Source organism: Modicisalibacter sp. 'Wilcox' (assembly GCF_010993675.1).
GTDB lineage: Bacteria > Pseudomonadota > Gammaproteobacteria > Pseudomonadales > Halomonadaceae > Modicisalibacter > Modicisalibacter tunisiensis.
The window spans coordinates 252,112-270,187 of record NZ_WNXF01000001.1; the positions used below are offsets into that span (position 1 = coordinate 252,112).

General features: G+C 68.7%; 16 protein-coding genes. 12 read left to right on the top strand and 4 right to left on the bottom strand.

The genetic code is table 11. The features are described from left to right. Positions 1 to 131: 131 nt before the first annotated feature. A complete protein-coding gene (locus G7A98_RS01105) occupies positions 132 to 1,112 on the bottom strand; it encodes a bile acid:sodium symporter family protein (RefSeq protein ID WP_205596183.1) in 981 nt (326 codons plus the stop codon). Positions 1,113 to 1,262: 150 nt separating this feature from the next. Next, positions 1,263 to 2,039, bottom strand: coding sequence for a transcriptional regulator GlcC (glcC, locus tag G7A98_RS01110; RefSeq protein WP_163647637.1), 777 nt, complete (start codon positions 2,037 to 2,039; stop codon positions 1,263 to 1,265). Positions 2,040 to 2,301: 262 nt separating this feature from the next. On the opposite strand from glcC, the gene glcD reads away from it, so the two are divergent. From glcD to G7A98_RS01155, 9 genes are all read left to right on the top strand, one after another. Beyond that, complete coding sequence (gene glcD, locus G7A98_RS01115; protein WP_163647638.1) at positions 2,302 to 3,801, top strand: glycolate oxidase subunit GlcD; 1,500 nt, start codon at positions 2,302 to 2,304, stop codon at positions 3,799 to 3,801. A 9-nt stretch (positions 3,802 to 3,810) separates the two neighbouring features. Continuing rightward, complete coding sequence (glcE, locus tag G7A98_RS01120; protein WP_163647639.1) at positions 3,811 to 4,926, top strand: glycolate oxidase subunit GlcE; 1,116 nt, start codon at positions 3,811 to 3,813, stop codon at positions 4,924 to 4,926. Position 4,927: 1 nt separating this feature from the next. Then, entirely contained in the window at positions 4,928 to 6,166 is a 1,239-nt protein-coding gene (glcF, locus tag G7A98_RS01125; RefSeq protein ID WP_163647640.1) for a glycolate oxidase subunit GlcF, read from the top strand. A gap of 92 nt (positions 6,167 to 6,258) precedes the next feature. Then, positions 6,259 to 6,660 (top strand): heme-binding protein, encoded by a 402-nt coding sequence (locus tag G7A98_RS01130; protein ID WP_163647641.1) that lies wholly within the window; start codon positions 6,259 to 6,261, stop codon positions 6,658 to 6,660. Between the two features lie 75 nt (positions 6,661 to 6,735). Next, positions 6,736 to 8,913 carry a malate synthase G gene (locus G7A98_RS01135; protein ID WP_163647642.1) on the top strand — a complete coding sequence of 726 codons (2,178 nt, stop codon included), beginning with the start codon at positions 6,736 to 6,738 and terminating at the stop codon, positions 8,911 to 8,913. Positions 8,914 to 9,237: 324 nt separating this feature from the next. Further along, a complete protein-coding gene (locus tag G7A98_RS01140; protein WP_163647643.1) occupies positions 9,238 to 9,504 on the top strand; it encodes a DksA/TraR family C4-type zinc finger protein in 267 nt (88 codons plus the stop codon). 153 nt (positions 9,505 to 9,657) lie between these two features. After that, complete coding sequence (locus G7A98_RS01145; RefSeq protein WP_163647644.1) at positions 9,658 to 10,365, top strand: dienelactone hydrolase family protein; 708 nt, start codon at positions 9,658 to 9,660, stop codon at positions 10,363 to 10,365. 85 nt (positions 10,366 to 10,450) lie between these two features. After that, positions 10,451 to 12,016 (top strand): bifunctional GNAT family N-acetyltransferase/carbon-nitrogen hydrolase family protein, encoded by a 1,566-nt coding sequence (locus G7A98_RS01150; protein ID WP_163647645.1) that lies wholly within the window; start codon positions 10,451 to 10,453, stop codon positions 12,014 to 12,016. A 10-nt stretch (positions 12,017 to 12,026) separates the two neighbouring features. Further along, positions 12,027 to 12,830 carry a M90 family metallopeptidase gene (locus G7A98_RS01155; protein ID WP_163647646.1) on the top strand — a complete coding sequence of 268 codons (804 nt, stop codon included), beginning with the start codon at positions 12,027 to 12,029 and terminating at the stop codon, positions 12,828 to 12,830. A gap of 8 nt (positions 12,831 to 12,838) precedes the next feature. Here G7A98_RS01155 and G7A98_RS01160 read toward each other — a convergent pair whose 3' ends face one another. Beyond that, the gene (locus G7A98_RS01160) at positions 12,839 to 14,278 is read right to left on the bottom strand and encodes an ATP-binding protein (protein WP_163647647.1); all 1,440 of its coding nucleotides are present in this window, start codon (positions 14,276 to 14,278) and stop codon (positions 12,839 to 12,841) included. Beyond that, on the bottom strand, positions 14,275 to 14,937 hold the full coding sequence (locus tag G7A98_RS01165) for a response regulator transcription factor (protein ID WP_163647648.1): 663 nt from the start codon (positions 14,935 to 14,937) through the stop codon (positions 14,275 to 14,277). The genes G7A98_RS01160 and G7A98_RS01165 overlap by 4 nt, the downstream gene beginning before the upstream one ends. 287 nt (positions 14,938 to 15,224) lie before the next feature. Here G7A98_RS01165 and G7A98_RS01170 point away from each other — a divergent pair, with 287 nt between their 5' ends. Genes G7A98_RS01170 through G7A98_RS01180 form a run of 3 tightly spaced genes read left to right on the top strand, consistent with a single transcriptional unit; the run spans position 15,225 to position 18,070 of the window. Next, entirely contained in the window at positions 15,225 to 16,022 is a 798-nt protein-coding gene (locus tag G7A98_RS01170; RefSeq protein ID WP_163647649.1) for a glycosyltransferase family 2 protein, read from the top strand. Continuing rightward, positions 16,019 to 16,306, top strand: a complete 288-nt coding sequence (locus G7A98_RS01175) for a lipid-A-disaccharide synthase N-terminal domain-containing protein (protein WP_163647650.1) — start codon at positions 16,019 to 16,021, stop codon at positions 16,304 to 16,306. The genes G7A98_RS01170 and G7A98_RS01175 overlap by 4 nt, the downstream gene beginning before the upstream one ends. Positions 16,307 to 16,339: 33 nt before the next feature. Then, a complete protein-coding gene (locus tag G7A98_RS01180) occupies positions 16,340 to 18,070 on the top strand; it encodes a glycosyltransferase family 39 protein (RefSeq protein WP_163647651.1) in 1,731 nt (576 codons plus the stop codon). Positions 18,071 to 18,076 lie beyond the last annotated feature (6 nt).

The window sequence follows — 18,076 nt, forward strand, 5'->3', positions numbered from 1 at the left end:
GCGCCCTCGCGAAGCCTTGCCGCCGGGAAAGCCCATCCCGCCTAGCGATTGTGGGAGAGGCTTTTAACCATAGCAGGCCAACAAAATCACCGGCGACTCCTACGTCTTTCACCGGCTCGGCCGCGTTGCAGCTATCGCGGCGGGGCGGCCTCCGCCCGGCGGGCATAGCGGCGCGCCAGCAGCGCGCAGACGAACAGCTGGATCTGGTGGAACAGCATCACCGGCAGGATGATGCTGCCGATCAGCGCCGGCGGGAACAGCACGTGCGCCATGGGCACCCCGCTGGTCAGGCTCTTCTTGGAGCCGCAGAAGACGATGGTGATCTCGTCCTCCCGGGAAAAGCCCAGCCAGCGGCTGGCCAGGGTGGTGATGACCAGCACCGCCGCCAGCAGCAGCATGTCGATGGCCACCATCACCGCCAGCGCCGCGGGCGACAGCTGCCCCCACAGCCCCGCGACGCGCGCCTCGCTGAAGGCCAGGTAGACCACCATCAGGATCGCCCCGCGATCGACCAGCGCCAGCCGCGCCTTGTGGCGCACGACCCGCTCGCCGATCCAGCGCTGCAGCAGCTGCCCCGCCAGGAAGGGCGCCAGCAGCTGCAGCAGGATGGCGCCCAGCGCCTGCATCGATACCCCGCCGCCTTCGGCCGACATCAAAAGCCCTACCAGCAGCGGCGTGATGAACATGCCCAGGATGTTCGACGCCGAGGCCGAGCAGATCGCCGCCGGGATATTGCCCCCGGCGATCGAGGTGAAGGCGATCGACGACTGGATGGTGGAGGGCAGCAGGCACAGGAACATCACGCCCATGGCCAGCGAGGACGGCAGCAGCGCCGGCGTCAGCCAGGTAATGACGGCGCCCAGCAGCGGAAAGAGCAGGAAGGTGGCGGCGAAGACGGTGGCGTGCAGCCGCCAGTGGATCAGCCCCTCGAGCACGGTTCGGGGCGACAGGCGCGCGCCGTGCAGGAAGAACAGCGCGGCGATCGCCAGCTTGGTCAGCCAGGCGAAGGCGACGGCGGCCTCGCCGCGCACCGGCAGCAGCGAGGCCAGCAGCACGGCCCCCAGCAACATCAGCAGGAAGCGGTCGATCGGCAGGCGGCGAAGCAGGGACATGACGACTCCGTCGGGGCAAAGGGCGACATGATAGCCTGCCCGGCGCCCCGGCGTCGCGTCACCCGCTCACTCCCACAGGGCTATCGCAGTTAGCGCTATCGTTCGGAGTAATCTGTCCCCCCTCACCCGATCCACTTGCGACTGCCCTGCTCACTCCCAGGTCTCCAGACGCATCGCCGAGCGCACCAGCCGCTCATCCTCCGCCTCGATCTCGCGCAGGCTGTCGCCGATGCTCGCCAGATGCTCGAGCGCCGCCTCCCGCGCCCGGTCGGGGTCCTGATCGATCACCGCCCGAAACAGCCGCTCGTGCTGGCGGTTGATCTGCTCCCGCGGCGCCGGCCGATGATAGAGGTTCTTGACCGAGGCGAACACCGAACTCAGCAGCAGGTCGGTCAACCCCTGCAGGGTGTAGACCAGCACCGGGTTGTGCGACGCCTCGCAGATCGCCAGGTGGAAGCCGTGGTCGAACCGCGCCAGACGCTCCACATTGATCTCGTCGGCTCCCCGCACATAGTCGACCATCTCCTCGTAGCGCCGGGTGATGATCACCCGGTCCGCCGGCGTGCCGCGCAGCGCCGCCAGCCGTGCCGACTCGCCCTCGAGCAGCGTGCGTACCTCGAGCAGGTCGTAGAGGGTACGCGGATGATCGCGGAACAGGTGCATCAGCGGGCTGTCGTCGCGCGGCGGGATCAACCGCGCCACCACCGAACCGCGCCCCTGGCGGGTATCGATGATGCCCTTGCCGCGCAGCACCTTGAGTCCCTCGCGCAGCGAGGCCCGCGACACGCCCAGCTTGTCGCACAGGCGCCGCTCCGAGGGCAGCAGCTCGCCGGGACGGATCACCCCGTCGAGGATCAACTCCTCGATCTGGGTGGCCACCGTGTCGGCCATGCGTCGATTACCCTGATGCGTGGAATAGGCGACCATCTCAGCTCCTCCCGAACCACCGTCCGGACCTTGGGTCAGGCTCGAAAATTGGATGCCCTGGCATCGTTCGATCTCCCATTGAATAGCTGGAAACAGTTTTCATAAATTAGACCAATTACTGGTATTACCAGCATACCAAAAACTGGACAGTCGAGGCGAGAACGCGCAGATTTAGGGCCAAGACAATCGGACGGGCTCCCGTACCGGTCCCCGTGACTGCCCCGACCGGCGACTCGCCGGCGCGATGAACGGAGAGTGAGCGATGAACATTCTCTACGACGAGCAGCTCGACGGCGCGCTGACCCGCGTCGACAAGGCCGCCGTCCTGGACGACCTGCAGCAGGCGCTGCCGGACATGACCCTGCTGCACCGCGAGGAGGATCTGCACCCCTTCGAGTGCGACGGCCTGTCCGCCTACCGCGTGCTGCCGATGCTGGTGGCCATGCCCCACACCCTCGACCAGGTCGAGACCCTGATGCGCCGCTGCCATGCGCTCGGCGTACCGGTGGTGACCCGCGGCGCCGGCACCGGCCTGTCCGGCGGCGCCCTGCCGCTGGAACAGGGCGTGCTGCTGGTCATGTCGCGCTTCGCCAGCATCCTCGATATCGATCCCGACGCCCGCACCGCCCGGGTCCAGCCCGGCGTGCGCAACCTGGCGATCTCCGAGGCCGCCGCTCCCCACGGGCTCTACTACGCCCCGGACCCCTCGTCGCAGATCGCCTGTTCGATCGGCGGCAACGTCGCCGAGAACGCCGGCGGCGTGCACTGCCTGAAATACGGCCTGACCGTGCACAACGTGCTGCGCATCGAGGTGATCACCATCGAGGGCGAGCGCATGACGCTGGGCTCCGAGGCCTTCGATGCCCCGGGCTTCGACCTGCTGGCGCTGTTCACCGGCTCCGAGGGCATGCTCGGCGTGATCACCGAGATCACCGTCAAGCTGCTGCCCAAGCCGGAGAGCGCCAAGGTGCTGATGGCCAGCTTCGACGACGTCGAGAAGGCCGGCAAGGCGGTCGGCGACATCATCGCCGCCGGCATCGTCCCCGGCGGGCTGGAGATGATGGACAAGCTGGCGATCAAGGCCGCCGAGGACTTCGTCAAGGCCGGCTACCCCACCGAGGCCGAGGCGATCCTGCTCTGCGAGCTCGACGGCGTCGAGGCCGACGTCGACGACGACTGCGCCACGGTGCGCGGCGTGCTCGAGGCCGCCGGCGCCACCGACATCGCCCAGGCCCGCGACGACGCCGAACGCGCCAAGTTCTGGGCCGGGCGCAAGAACGCCTTCCCCGCGGTGGGCCGCATGTCCCCGGACTACTACTGCATGGACGGCACGATTCCGCGCCGCGAGCTGCCCCGCGTGCTGATGGGCATCGCCCGGCTCTCCGAGGAGTCCGGCCTGCCGGTGGCCAACGTCTTCCACGCCGGCGACGGCAACATGCATCCGCTGATCCTGTTCGATGCCAACAAGCCCGGCGAGCTGGAGCTGGCCGAGGACGTCGGCGGCAAGATCCTCGAGCTGTGTGTCGAGGCCGGTGGCAGCATCACCGGCGAGCACGGCGTGGGCCGCGAGAAGATCAACCAGATGTGCAGCCAGTTCCAGCCCGACGAACTGAGCGTGTTCCACGCCGTCAAGTCGGCCTTCGACGCCAGCCGACTGCTCAACCCCGGCAAGAACATCCCCACCCTGCAGCGCTGCGCCGAGTTCGGCGCCATGCACGTGCACAAGGGCGAGCTGCCGCACCCGGACCTTCCGCGTTTCTGAGGAACGATCATGACCCGTACCCATCACGAACAGGACGCGCATCCCGTTCAGGCCGAACGCGGCCAGGACATCGCCGAACAGCTGTGCGAGCAGGTCCGCCGCGCCGACGCCGACGCCACGCCGCTGCGTATCGCCGGCGGCGGCACCAAGGCCTTCTACGGCCGGCCGGTCGAGGGCGAGACGCTGTCGCTGACCGAGCATCGCGGCATCGTCCACTACGACCCGGTCGAGCTGGTGGTCTCGGTACGCGCCGGCACCCCGCTCGCCGAGCTCGAGGCCGCCCTCGATGCCGAGGGCCAGCGACTGCCCTTCGAGCCGCCGCATTTCGGCCCGGATGCGACCGTCGGCGGCGCCGTCGCCACCGGCCTCTCCGGCCCGCGACGCCCCTGGGCGGGCGCCGCGCGCGACTTCGTGCTCGGCTGCCGGCTGATCACTCACGACGGCAAGCAGCTGCGCTTCGGCGGCGAAGTCATGAAGAACGTCGCCGGCTACGACCTCTCGCGGCTGATGGTCGGCGCCCAGGGCACCCTCGGCGTGTTGACCGAAATCTCCTTCAAGGTGCTGCCGCGCCCCGCCGCGACGCGCAGCCTGCGTCTGGAAATGCCCGTCGAGACGGCCCTGGAACGCCTCGCCGAATGGGGCCGTCAGCCGCTGCCGCTGACCGCCGCCGCCTGGCACGACGGCGCCCTTCACCTGCGCCTGGAAGGCGGCACCAGTTCGGTGGCCGCCACCGCCGAGCGTCTGGGCGGCGACACCCTGGAGGCCGAGTTCTGGAACAACCTGCGCGAGCAGCGCCTGGCCTTCTTCGGCGATGACGACAGCCGCGCCCTGTGGCGCCTTTCGCTGCCCAACAACACGCCGGCACTGGCGCTGGACGGCGACATGCTCTACGACTGGGGCGGCGCCCAGCGCTGGCTGAAGACGACCGCCGACGCCGAGACGATCCGCGAAGCCGCCGCCCGGGCCGGCGGTCACGCCACCTGCTACACGCCGCACGCCCAGGGTGGCGCCCGGGATCCCTTCACGCCGCTCTCGCCGGTCGTGGCCAAGTATCACCGGCAGCTCAAGGCCAAGCTGGATCCCAACGGCATCTTCAACCCCGGCCGGCTTTACGAGGGTCTCTGACATGCAGACACAGTTCACCGACGCCGATCTGGCGAAACCGCATATCCGCGAGGCCGACCGTGTCCTGCGAACCTGCGTGCACTGCGGCTTCTGCAACGCCACCTGCCCCACCTACCAGCTGCTCGGTGACGAGCGCGACGGGCCGCGCGGGCGCATCTACCTGATGAAGGAGCTGCTGGAGAGCCCGGATGACGACGACCAGGTCACCCGGGAGACCCAGCTCCACCTGGACCGTTGCCTGACCTGCCGCAACTGCGAGACTACCTGCCCCTCCGGCGTCGAGTATCACAAGCTGCTCGACATCGGCCGCGCCGAGGTCGACCGTCGCGTCGGTCGCACGCCCCGGGAGCGCATCCTGCATCTGGGGCTGCGCAAGGCACTGGTCGATCCGCAGCGTTTCAAGGCATTGCTGGCACTGGGCCAGACGTTCCGCCCGCTGGTGCCGGGCGCCCTCCGCGACAAGATGCCGGCACGCCCGGTGGACGCCGGCAAGCGCCCCGACGGCAAGCAGCACGCCCGCCAGATGCTGATTCTCGAAGGCTGCGTGCAGCCGGGCCTGTCGCCCAACACCAATGCGGCCACCGCGCGGGTGCTCGATCGCCTGGGTATCGGTCTGACGCCCGCTCCCGAGGCCGGCTGCTGCGGTGCCATCGACTACCATCTCAACGCCCAGGACGCCGGACGCGCGCGCATGCGTGCCAACATCGACGCCTGGTGGCCGGCGATCGAGAACGGCGTCGAGGCGATCATCCAGACCGCCAGCGGCTGCGGTGCCTTCGTCAAGGAATACGCCGACATGCTCGCCGACGACCCGGCCTACGCCGAGAAGGCCCAGCGGGTCAGTGCCCTGGCCAGGGACCTGTCGGAAATCCTGCGCGACGAGGCCCTCGACACCCTCGACGTCAAGGAGAGCCGGCGCCTGGCCTTCCACTGCCCCTGTACCCTGCAGCACGCCCAGAAGCTGGGTGGCGCGGTCGAGGGCGTGCTGACCCGCCTCGGCTTCGAGCTGACCCCGGTGCAGGACGCCCACCTGTGCTGCGGCTCCGCCGGCACCTACTCGGTCACCCAGCCCGAGCTGTCCCGTCAGCTGCGCGACAACAAGCTGGACAATCTGGAAGCCGGCAACCCCGAACTGATCGTCACCGCCAATATCGGTTGCCAGACCCATCTGGACGGCGCGGGGCGGACGTCAGTACGACACTGGATCGAGATCGTCGACGAGGCCTTGAATCCGGCCTGAACGGGCTGCGCTCGCGACGCTTTACAGCGCTTTTTCTTCAAATAGTCAATCATCTGGAACGCCAGTTAAGTAAAAACTAAAGGAGAGCAACCATGCAGACCAAAGCCGTACTCGAACTCAAGGACGTCAACGCCATCCTCGACGCCGCCCAGAGCGAAGCCGAGGCCAACCAGTGGGCGGTGACCATCGCCGTCGCCGATGACGGCGGCCACCTGCTGGCCCTGCGTCGCATGGACGGCGCGCCGCCGTTCTCCGCCGGCGTGGCCACCGAGAAGGCGCGCAACGCCGCCATCGGTCGCAAGGAAACCCAGGCTTTCGAAGAGATGATCAACAACGGCCGCATCGCCTTCACCACCGCGCCGATGCAGGCTCTGCTGTCCGGCGGCGTGCCGGTCATCCAGGATGGTCAGGTCATCGCCAGCGTCGGCGTGTCCGGCGTCAAGCCCGACCAGGACGTGCAGGTCGCCAAGGCCGGCGTCGCCGCCCTGGCCTGAGGCCGTTCACTTCGCCACGGCGCTGATGCCCCGCACCGACGGTGCGTCAGCACCTCTCGGACAAGGAGACCGATCATGACCGACCGCGTTACCCGCCACCGCCTGCAGGTGGCCGCCGAACTCGACCGTTTCATCACCGACGAGGCCCTGCCCGGCACCGGTGTCGACCCCGAGGCCTTCTGGGCCGGCGTCGATGCCCTGGTCCACGACCTCGCGCCCACCAACCGCGACCTGCTTGCCGAGCGCGACCGCCTGCAGGGCGAGCTCGATGCCTGGCACCAGGCCCATCCGGGGCCGGTGCGCGACATGGCCGCCTACCAGGCGTTCCTGCGCGAGCAGGGCTATCTCGCCGCCGACCCGGGCGAGGTGCAGGTCACCACCCGCAACGTCGACGCCGAGATCGCCGTGCAGGCCGGCCCGCAGCTGGTGGTGCCGGTCAACAATGCCCGCTACGCGCTCAACGCCGCCAACGCCCGCTGGGGCAGCCTCTACGATGCCCTCTACGGCACCGACGTGATCCCCGAGACCGACGGCGCCGAGAAGGGCACCGCCTACAACCCCAAGCGCGGCGAGAAGGTCATCGCCTACGCCCGCGAGGTGCTCGACACCGCCGCGCCGCTGGCCGAGGGCTCGCATCGTGAAGCCACCGGCTACGCGATCCGTGACGGCAAGCTGGTCGTCTCGCGTGACAACGGCCGCGAGACCGGCCTGGCGCGCCCCGACCAGCTGGTCGGCTACCGCGGCGACGCCGCCGCCCCCGAGGCGGTGCTGCTCGCCCACCACGGCCTGCACCTGGAAATCCAGATCGACGCCACGCATCCGATCGGCAAGACCGACCCGGCCCACGTCAAGGACCTGCTCGTCGAGGCCGCGGTGACCACCATCATGGACTGCGAGGACTCGGTGGCCGCCGTCGACGCCGAGGACAAGGTCGGCGTCTACCGCAACTGGCTGGGGCTGATGAAAGGCGATCTCGCCGAGTCCTTCGACAAGGGCGGCAAGACCGTCACCCGTCGCCTCAACCCCGACCGCGACTACACCACGCCGGACGGCGGCGCCCTGCGCCTGCCCGGGCGCTCGCTGCTGTTCGTGCGCAACGTCGGCCACCTGATGACCACCCCCGCAGTGCTCGACGCCGACGGCAACGAGATCCCCGAGGGGATCCTCGACGGCGTGCTCACCGGCCTGATCGCCATTCACGACCTCAGCAAGGGCGAGGATCAGCCGCGCAACAGCCGCACCGGCTCGGTGTACATCGTCAAGCCCAAGATGCACGGCCCCAAGGAAGTCGCCTTCGCCAACACCCTGTTCACGCGCATCGAGGACGTGCTGGGCCTTCCCCGCGACACCCTCAAGATGGGCATCATGGACGAGGAGCGCCGCACCAGCGTCAACCTCAAGGCCTGCATTGCCGAGGCCACCTCGCGGGTGGTGTTCATCAACACCGGCTTCCTCGACCGCACCGGCGACGAGATGCACACCGCCATGGAAGCCGGCCCGATGCGCCGCAAGGGCGACATGAAGAGCGCCCCCTGGATCCAGGCCTACGAGGCCAACAACGTCCAGGTGGGTCTGGCCTGCGGCCTGCGCGGTCGCGCCCAGATCGGCAAGGGCATGTGGGCGATGCCCGACCTGATGGCCGACATGCTGGTGCAGAAGATCGGCCACCCGAAGGCCGGCGCCAACACCGCCTGGGTGCCCTCGCCCACCGCCGCGGTGCTCCACGCCCTGCACTACCACCAGGTCGATGTCGCCGCCGTGCAGCAGGACCTCGAGTCGCGCCCGGCCACCGACTATCTGGACGACCTGCTCACCGTGCCGGTGGTCGAGACCCCCGACTGGTCGGCCGACGAGATCCAGCAGGAACTCGACAACAACTGCCAGGGCATCCTCGGCTACGTGGTGCGCTGGGTCGAGCACGGCGTGGGCTGCTCCAAGGTGCCCGACATCCACGACGTGGGGCTGATGGAAGACCGCGCCACGCTGCGCATCTCCAGCCAGCACATCGCCAACTGGCTGTACCACGGCGTGGTCAGCGAGGCCCAGGTCAAGGAGACCCTCGAGCGCATGGCGAAGGTGGTCGACGACCAGAACGCCGGTGACCCGGCCTACACGCCGATGACCGCGCACCTGGCCGACTCCAGCGCCTTCCAGGCGGCCTCGGACCTGATCTTCAAGGGCCGCGAGCAGCCGGCGGGCTACACCGAGCCGCTGCTGCATCACTGGCGCGCGGTGGACAAGGCCAGGGGCTGACCCCGGCGGCGGGCGACGAGCGGCGGGCAGCGAGCCCGGCTGATGCTCGTCGCCCGCCACTCACGCAAGCCCACAAGACGGACTCCGGGAGAGCCGCTACCCCCACAACCCCCCGCAACCTGGCCGGCCGACAGGGTCGGTCGGATTGTGGGAGCGACGTCAGTCGCGACGGACCGGCCACCGGGCCCCGCCGTCGGGGATCAAACCCCTCCCACAACAGCCCATCAATCCACACCACGCCATGAGCGACTCGCGGCTCGTCGCCCATAGCCCTTTGTTCCGGCTAGACTGGGAACGAAACGGTTGCGGAGTCAGGAGGTCGTCATGGCCGGAGGATGGTCGAAGGATGGCGCGGTACAGGAGCAGATCGACAGCACCATCGAGGATGCCGTCGAGCGCTCGCGCAGCCAACTGCCGCGCGGCGAGAGCCTGACCCACTGCGAAGAGTGTGACGCGCCGATCCCCCAGGCGCGCCGCGAGGCGATACCCGGCGTGCGCCTGTGCATCACCTGCCAGAGCGAGGCCGACCGGCGTCAGTCCACGTTCAGCGGCTACAACCGCCGCGGCAGCAAGGACAGCCAGCTGCGCTGATCGTGCCCGACGCCACCGTGTCTTCGGTGTTCGTTCTTACCATTGTCCTGAACGCTCTCCCCGCCTACGATTAGTCAACGAATTATTCGTGGACGCGCCGTGCCCGGCCACTATCGACGCTGGACCGGCGGCGCCAGCTATCATGGAGGAAGCATGCCCCAACCGACCGTCAGCACCCAGTGGATCGACATCACCAGCCACGATGAACAGACCTTCAAGGGCTACCTGGCCCTGCCGCCCGCCGGCAAGGGCCCGGGCATCGTGCTGATTCAGGAGATCTTCGGCGTCAATCACCACATCCGCAGTGTCGCCGAGCAGTACGCCCTGGACGGCTACGTGGTGCTCGCCCCGGATGTCTTCTGGCGTCAGGAACCCGGCGTGGAACTCGCCTATGAGGGCGACGACATGGACAAGGCCTTCCGGCTGGTCGGCGAGATCGACTTCACGGTGGCGGTGAAGGACCTGGCCAGCACCGTGCAGGCACTGCGCCAGCGCCCCGAGTGCGAGGGCGAGGTGGCATCGCTCGGCTACTGCATGGGCGGCATCCTCGCCTACCTGGCCGGCATCGAGTCCGGCGTCGACCGGGCAGTGTGCTTCTACCCCGGCGGCATCCACAATCATCTCGACAAGGCCGCCGGCCTGACGGTCCCGGCCCAGTTCCACTTCGCCGGCAACGACGGCCACATCACCGACGAACACGTCGAACAGACCCGCCGGGCCTTCGCCGACCGCGACGACGTCGAGATCCATGTCTACGACGGGGCCGACCACGGCTTCAATTGCTGGGCGCGCAGCGCCTATCATCGTCACGCCGCAGCGCTTTCCCACGGTCGCGCCCTGACCTTTCTCGAAGGGGCGTAAGCGGCTCCGCAGCACCGCCCGACACGCCCGCACACGCGGGCGTGTTACGCTACGCTCTGACGCTTTACCAGGATAATCGACGCCCATGTCCCTCGACGATCTGCACCTCAACCTGCGCAACCTGACTTCCGAGGACTACCCCCAGCTCAAGACGCTGATGGACGCCGTCTACCACGATATCGGCGGCGCCTGGCCCCGGCACACCATCGACAAGCTGATCCAGGAATTCCCCGACGGCCAGATCGCCATCGAGGATGACGGCCGCCTGGTGGGCGTGGCGCTGACCGCGCTGGTCGACTACGACGAGTTCTCCAACCCGCACCGCTACGACGACCTGATCGGAAGCCGCGAGATCATCCTCAACGACCCGGACGGCGACGCCCTCTACGGCCTCGACGTGCTGATCGACCCGGCCTACCGGGGCTACCGGCTGGGACGGCGCCTCTACGAAGCACGCAAGGAACTGTGTCGCTCGAAGAACCTGCAGGCGATCCTCGCCGGCGGGCGCATCCCCAACTACCACGAATACGCCGAGGCGATGTCGCCGGCGGAATACCTGGAGGCGGTGGCCCGCAAGGAGATCCACGACCCGATCCTGTCGTTCCAGCTGGCCAACGACTTCCAGGTCAAGCGGCTGCTGCGCAAGTACCTGCCCGAGGACGAGAAGTCGCAGGGCTACGCGACGCTGCTGGAGTGGAACAACATCCTCTTCGAGCCCGCCGAGCGGGTGCTCGAGACACGCAAGACCCAGGTGCGGGTGGGCGCCGTGCAGTGGCAGATGCGCGAATTCGCCTCGGTCGAGTCGGTGCTGCAGCAGGTCGAGTACTTCGTCGACGCCGTCGCCGACTACCAGAGCGACTTCGTGGTGCTCCCCGAGCTGTTCAACACGCCGCTGATGGGACTCACCGACCAGTCCGACCAGCTCGCCGCGATCCACTTCCTGGCCGGCTTCACCGAGCGCTTCAAGACCGAGATCTCGCGGATGGCGGTGTCCTACAACATCAACATCGTCGCCGGCTCGATGGTCGAGGAAGGCGCGGACGGCAAGCTCTACAACGTCTCGTACCTGTGCCGTCGCGACGGCGAGATCGACCGCCAGGCCAAGCTGCACATCACCCCCCAGGAACGCCGCGACTGGGTGGTGGAAGGCGGCGACGAGCTGCGCGTGTTCGACACCGACGCCGGGCGCGTGGGCATCCTGATCTGCTACGACGTGGAGTTTCCGGAGCTGCCGCGGCTGCTCGCCGATCAGGACATGGACATCCTCTTCGTGCCGTTCTGGACCGACACCAAGAACAGCTACCTGCGGGTGCGCCACTGCGCCCAGGCCCGCGCCATCGAGAACGAGTGCTACGTGGTGGTGTGCGGCAGCGTCGGCAACGTGCCGTCGATCGAGAACCTCGACATCCAGTACGCCCAGTCGTCGGTGTTCTCGCCGTCCGACTTCGCCTTCCCCCACGATGCGGTGCTCTCCGAGACCACGCCCAACACCGAGATGGTGATGTTCTCGGATCTCGACCTCACCCGGCTCAAGGTGGTGCGCAGCGAGGGCACGGTGACCAACCTCAAGGACCGCCGTCAGGACCTGTTCGACCTGCGCCTGCGCGACTGGAGCTGGAAGTCCGGCAGTCGCCAGGAGGACGGCCACTGAGGCGGCCCGCATGAGCCCATGGCACGCCTTCCAGGCCTGGCGACGCCGGCGCGAGGCCCGTCGTCACCCGCTGCCGGCCGAGGCCTGGCAGACGGCCTGCCGGCGCCTGCCGCTGCTGGCGGCGCTGCCCGCGGACGAGGCCGAGCGGCTCGGCGAGCGCGCCTGGGCCTTCCTGCGCCACAAGCGGATCAGTACCCCGGAGACCGCCGAGTTCGACCTGGCGACACGGCTGGGGCTGGCCGCCCAGGCCTGCCTGCTGACGCTGGGCTGGAGCGACGCCGAGGCCGGCGAGGCCTTCGCCAACGTCCATGAGGTGGTGGTGGTGCCGGAGGCCTTCCGGCGCCACGTCGCCGAGATGGACGACGCCGGCGTGATCCACGAGTACGAGGACGAACGGGTCGGCGAGACCTGGTTCCAGGGGCCGGTGGTGATCTCCCGGATCGACCTGCTGGACAGCGGCGGCTGGAACGGCTTCAACGTGGTGATCCACGAGTTCGCCCACAAGCTTGACATGAGCAACTCGCGGGACGCCGACGGCTTCCCGCCGCTGCCCCGCGACATCGACCCGCGCGAGTGGCACCGGGTCTTCACCGCGGTCTGGGACGACCTGCAGGCCCACCTGGCCCACGGCAGGCCCACGCCGATCGACGACTACGCGGGCAGTCACCCCGGCGAGTGCTTCGCGGTGTGCTGCGAGCTGTTCTTCAGCGCCCCCGGCCGGCTGCGCCACGCCTATCCTGCCCTCTATGCCCTGCTCTCGCGCTACTTCGCCCAGGACCCGCTGGCCCGCCGGCGCCCCGCGAATCACGCCTGAAACGGGACTCAGCCTATGGTGTCGGGCCGCGGCAGGCGCCGTGCCGTGGCCGGGGAGACCGACGGCCAGGACAGGCTGACCTCGAGCCCGTGGGGCTCGCGATTGCGCAGGGTCAGGCTGGCCTGCTGGCGCCGGGTCAGTTCCAGGACGATCGACAGCCCCAGGCCGCTGCCGGTGGTGCGCTGATCGGCCACCCGGCGGAAGCGCTCGGTGACCTTGTCGATCAGGGCCTCGGGAATCCCCGGGCCGCTGTCGCGCACGATCAGCCGGGCCCGGCCGTCGCGTTCGGCCAGCTCCAGCGTCACGGTGCCGTGCTCGGGGGTGTAGCGCAGGGCGTTGTCCAGCAGGTTGCGGATCAGGATGCCCAGCTCCACCGGGTCGGCCCGCACCCACAGCGCTTCCAGCCCCGTGACCTCGATCTCCTGATGGCGGGCCTGGGCCCAGGGCCACAGCTCGGCGACCAAGTCGAGCACCAGCGGGTAGATATCCACATCCGCTTCCTGGGACGGCGCCTCGCGGTCGATCCGGGCCAGCACCAGCAGCTGCTCGACCACCCGCTGCAGACGCTCCACCCCGCTGTAGGCCTTGTCCAGCGAGGCCGACTCGCCGGCGCGCGCGTTGTCGAGATGGATCTTCAGCCCCGCCAGCGGGGTGCGCAGCTCATGGGCGGCATCGGCGGTGAAGCGACGCTCGCGCTCGAGCGTCTCGCGCAGGCGGGCGATGAAATCGTTGATCGCCTGGCGCAGCCCGGCCAGCTCGCGAGGCACGGTAACGTCGAGGAAGCTCAGGTCGCGATCGTTGCGCCCCTCGACCTGGCGCGACAGCGCGCCGATGGGGCGCACGCCGCGGCGGATGATGACGCCCATCGCCCACAGCAGCACCGGCAGGGCCAGCAGCATGGGGATCAGGTTGCCCAGCACCACCTTGCTTTCCAGTTCGCTGAAGAACTCCTCGTGCACCCCCGTGCGAATCCACAGGCCGCTCTGGGCATCGAACATCGAGAACACCCGCCAGCGTGCGCCGTTGTACTCGACCCAGTCGTAGCCGGTCTGCTGCGGCGCCGGGAAGGGCCCGGCGTCATTCCACACCGCGCCGAGCAACTGCGGTGTGCCGTCCGGATGCCAGAAGCCCACCGAAAGAAGGTGTTCTTCATGATGATAGAGCGAGGCCCGGATGCCGTCGTCCGGGGGCTGGGCACGCCCCGCCTCGTAGAGCCGGGCGAAATGCCCGGGCTGGCTGAGTTCCGCGGCGATGTGCCGATAGTCGGCCAGATCGGTATCCGGGCCGATCAGCCCGGCCACCACCCGGCTTTCCAGGCTCAGCTGGGCATCGAGAATCTCTTCCATCTCGTGCGCCGTGATCAGATAGGCGGCAGTGATCGCCAGGGCGGTCACCAGCGCCAGCACCAAGGCCAGCGTGCGGGTCAGATAACGGCGAATCGAGATCATTGAAGGCGCGAATCCAGCCGATAGCCGATGCCACGCACGGTGACGATCAGCGCCTTGTCGAGTTTCTTGCGCAGGTGATGGATATGCACCTCCACCGCGTTGGACGCCACCTCCTCGTCCCAGCCGTACAGCAGGCTCTCGAGGCGAGGTCGCGTCATCACCTTGTCCGGATGACGCGCCAGCTCCAGCAGCAGCGCGTACTCACGCCGCGCCAGCGCCACCGGCTCGCCGCGCCAGCTCGCCTGATGACGCGCCTCGTCGATACGCAGCGGACCGATCTCCAGCACCTGCGAAGCCCGTCCCTCGGCACGGCGCATCACCACGCGCAGCCGCGCCAGCAGCTCCTTGAGATCGAAGGGCTTGAGTACATAGTCGTCGGCACCACCATCGAGCCCGGCGATCCGGTCGTCGACGTCGTCCCGCGCGGTGAGGATCAACACCGGCAGGTCGCTGTGTCGACGCAGGTGGCGCAGCACCGTCATGCCGTCGACGTCGGGCAGCCCGAGATCGAGCACGGCGACCGAGAAGGCCTCGCAGCGTGCCGCCGCCATGGCATCGGTGCCGTTGTCGAACCACTCCACGACATACCCTTCGCGCTGCAGGGCTGTCTTGATGCCGTCACCCAGTAACGGGTCATCCTCCACCAGTAGTAGACGCATGCGTATCCCATTGTTCCCGGCGTATTGATTACAGGCAACCCAGCATCAAGCGATTTCCTTAACGTTGCCTTAAGCGGCAGGCCGCAAGGTGCCGGGCCTGTACCCCGGGCGTGCCCGGTGGCATCATACGCGTTTAAAATGCGCTCTTGTCTCCCCCTGGCCCGCATGGTGCCGGGCCCATGTCCGCTCGGCTCCTCTCGGGCCCGTGCGCCGATACACAGTCTTAAGGCCACCTTAAGCCGCATTCGGCAGGCTGCCCTGCCGTCGATAGAAAAGAGTTCACCGCCGTGACAACACCGCTACTCTCGATTGTCATTCCCGCCCGCGACGAGGCCGGAAACCTGCCTACCCTGCTCGACGAGATCGATGCCGCCCTGCCCGACACCCCGTTCGAGGTGCTGGTGGTGGACGACGCTTCGCAGGACGACACCTGGGCGATGCTCACCCGCCGCGCCGAGCAGGATTCGCGCCTGCGCCCGCTGCATCACGCCCATAGCGCCGAGCAGAGCACCTCGGTCTGGCAGGCGGCACATGCGGCTCGCGGCACCTGGCTGGCCACCCTCGACGGCGACGGCCAGAACGATCCCGCCGACCTGCCGGCCCTGCTGGCCCGCGCCCGCCAGGGCGACGTCACGCTGGTGGCCGGGCAGCGCGTCAACCGTCGCGACGACTGGCTCAAGCGGCTCTCCTCGCGGGTCGCCAACCGGGTGCGCGCCGCCCTGCTCAAGGACGCCACCCCGGACACCGGCTGCGGCATCAAGGTCATCGAGCGCCGAGCCTTCCTGACCCTGCCCTACTTCGACCACATGCACCGCTTCCTGCCGGCGCTGATCCAGATGCAGGGCGGCCGCTGCGTGTCGGTGCCGGTCAACCATCGCCCGCGCGGCACCGGCCACTCCCACTACGGGCTCAACAACCGCCTGTGGGCCGGCCTGCTCGACATGGCCGGGGTGATGTGGCTGCGCAAGCGCTGCCGCCTGCCGGCGCCGGTCGACCAGGCCCAGGACATTCTCGGTCTCGGCGAGGGCACCGCCACGGCGTCGGCCGAGACCGACACACTCCCGCAGGAGGGCTCCCCGCGATGACGACAGAATGGATCTGGGTCGCCATCGGCTTTCTCGGCCAGGCGCTGTTCTCGGCCCGCTTCCTGGTCCAGTGGATCGCCAGCGAACGAGCCCGGCGCAGCATCGTGCCCAAGGCCTTCTGGCTGTTCAGCCTGGGCGGCGGCACCACCCTGCTCGCCTATGCGATCTATCGCCAGGACCCGGTGTTCATTGTCGGCCAGGCCTCGGGACTGTTCATCTACCTGCGCAACATCATGCTGATTCGCCGGGAAACGCGCCAGTCCGAAGCCTCCCGCCAGGGCTGACCCCCTTACCCCAACGTCTTCGTGAGTCGCCCCATGCAACGTCCCGCCTACCTTCGCGGCAAGCAGCGCATGACCTGGCTCTTGCTGCTGCTGGCCGCCACCGTGCTGCTGGCGATCGGCATCGGCCTGCGCGATCCCTGGCCCGCCGACGAACCGCGTTTCGCCCTCAACGCCCTGGAAATGCTGGATACCGGGCACTTCTGGATCCCCCATCGCGGCGGTGAACCCTACCCCGACAAGCCGCCGATCTTCATGTGGGCCTCGGCGGCCTCCATCGCATTGACCGGCTCGGTGCGCCTGGGGTTCCTGATCCCCTCGCTGATCGGCGGCGTGGGCACGCTGGTGCTGGTGATGGACCTGTGCCGGCGCCTGTACGGGCGCCGCATCGCCTTCATCACCGGCGCGGCGCTGCTCTCCACGCTGCAGTTCGTGCTGCAGGCCAAGGCCGCGCAGATCGACATGCTGGTCACCTTCTGGATCACACTGGGTGTCTACGGACTGTTGCGACACGCGCTGCTGGGGCCGGCCCGACGCTGGTGGTACATCGGCTGCGTGGCCATGGGCCTGGGGGTGCTCACCAAGGGCGTGGGCTTTCTGCCGCTGCTGATGCTGCCGGCCTGGGGGCTGCTCGCCTGGCGCGGCCGCGCGACACCGCTGGCGTGGAAGGATCTCGGCCTGGGCCTGGCCACCGTGGTGGGCACCATCGCGCTGTGGGTGGTGCCCATGGTGCTGCTCACCACCTTCGGCGACGATCCGACCCTGGCCGCCTACCGCGACAACATCCTGTTCAAGCAGACCGGCGAGCGCTATGCCGAGTCCTGGCATCACCTCGAGCCCTGGTACTACTACCTGGCCCAGGTGATCCCCTGGGCCTGGCTGCCGCTGATCCTGGGGCTGCCCTGGCTGTTGCGCGGCTGGTGGCATCGCCTGCGGCGTCTCGACGCGCGGGTGCTGCTGCCGCTGAGCGGCCTGGTGCTGCTGGTGTTCTTCTTCTCGCTGTCGCCGGGCAAGCGCGGCGTCTACATGCTGCCGGGCGTGCCGCTGCTGGTGCTGGCCATGGCGCCGCTGATTCCCGGCCTGCTGTGCAAGCGCTGGGTGCACTGGCTGGGCGCGGCGCTGGTTGCCGTTCTGGGCACGATCTTCCTGCTCGCCGGCATCCTCGGCGCACTGGGCCTGCCGGCGCTGGCCGACCTGGCCGCCGAGCACGGGGTGTCGCCCTGGGGCTGGTGGATCGCCCTCGGCCTGAGTGCCGGCGCGCTGCTCTACGCCCTGAAGCCGCGTCGCGGCATGCTGGTCTTCGCCGGCTGGATGGCGGTGTTCTGGGTGCTGTGGTCGACCTGGGGCTACCAGATCCTCGATGGCACCCGCTCACCGCGCGACATGATGCAGCAGGTCGTCGGCATCACCGGCCCCGATGCCTGGCTGGCGATGCCCACCTTCGACGAAGAATTCCTGCTGCAGAGCCGCCAGCCCACCGTGCACTTCGGCTTCAAGACCCCGAAAGAGGCGCAGCTCAAGCGGGCCTATGCCTGGCTGCAGGCGAACCCGACGCAGCGCTGGCTGTTCGTCGACCAGGGCAAGCGGGATGACCTGAGCTGCGCCGACCTGTCCAGCGCCCGGGACCTGGGCCAGCAGAACGGCGAGCTGTGGTGGCTGATTCCCGGCACCGCCTTCGCCGACTGCCAGGGCGATGCCGACGCGGCCCCGCTGTACAAGGCCCCGACCACCCTGAAGACCGCCAGGGTGGCAGGGCCGGCCCTCTGACGCACC

Excerpts from the sequence above, each read along its gene's own strand:
- glcD (WP_163647638.1), top strand. The coding sequence starts at position 2,302 with ATGAACATTCTCTACGACGAGCAGCTCGACGGCGCGCTGACCCGCGTC.
- G7A98_RS01180 (WP_163647651.1), top strand. The coding sequence starts at position 16,340 with ATGCAACGTCCCGCCTACCTTCGCGGCAAGCAGCGCATGACCTGGCTC.
- G7A98_RS01145 (WP_163647644.1), top strand. The coding sequence starts at position 9,658 with ATGCCCCAACCGACCGTCAGCACCCAGTGGATCGACATCACCAGCCAC.
- G7A98_RS01140 (WP_163647643.1), top strand. The coding sequence starts at position 9,238 with ATGGCCGGAGGATGGTCGAAGGATGGCGCGGTACAGGAGCAGATCGAC.
- G7A98_RS01175 (WP_163647650.1), top strand. The coding sequence starts at position 16,019 with ATGACGACAGAATGGATCTGGGTCGCCATCGGCTTTCTCGGCCAGGCG.
- G7A98_RS01155 (WP_163647646.1), top strand. The coding sequence starts at position 12,027 with ATGAGCCCATGGCACGCCTTCCAGGCCTGGCGACGCCGGCGCGAGGCC.
- glcC (WP_163647637.1), bottom strand. The coding sequence starts at position 2,039 with ATGGTCGCCTATTCCACGCATCAGGGTAATCGACGCATGGCCGACACG.
- G7A98_RS01130 (WP_163647641.1), top strand. The coding sequence starts at position 6,259 with ATGCAGACCAAAGCCGTACTCGAACTCAAGGACGTCAACGCCATCCTC.
- glcE (WP_163647639.1), top strand. The coding sequence starts at position 3,811 with ATGACCCGTACCCATCACGAACAGGACGCGCATCCCGTTCAGGCCGAA.
- G7A98_RS01160 (WP_163647647.1), bottom strand. The coding sequence starts at position 14,278 with ATGATCTCGATTCGCCGTTATCTGACCCGCACGCTGGCCTTGGTGCTG.
- glcF (WP_163647640.1), top strand. The coding sequence starts at position 4,928 with ATGCAGACACAGTTCACCGACGCCGATCTGGCGAAACCGCATATCCGC.
- G7A98_RS01135 (WP_163647642.1), top strand. The coding sequence starts at position 6,736 with ATGACCGACCGCGTTACCCGCCACCGCCTGCAGGTGGCCGCCGAACTC.
- G7A98_RS01105 (WP_205596183.1), bottom strand. The coding sequence starts at position 1,112 with ATGTCCCTGCTTCGCCGCCTGCCGATCGACCGCTTCCTGCTGATGTTG.
- G7A98_RS01165 (WP_163647648.1), bottom strand. The coding sequence starts at position 14,937 with ATGCGTCTACTACTGGTGGAGGATGACCCGTTACTGGGTGACGGCATC.
- G7A98_RS01150 (WP_163647645.1), top strand. The coding sequence starts at position 10,451 with ATGTCCCTCGACGATCTGCACCTCAACCTGCGCAACCTGACTTCCGAG.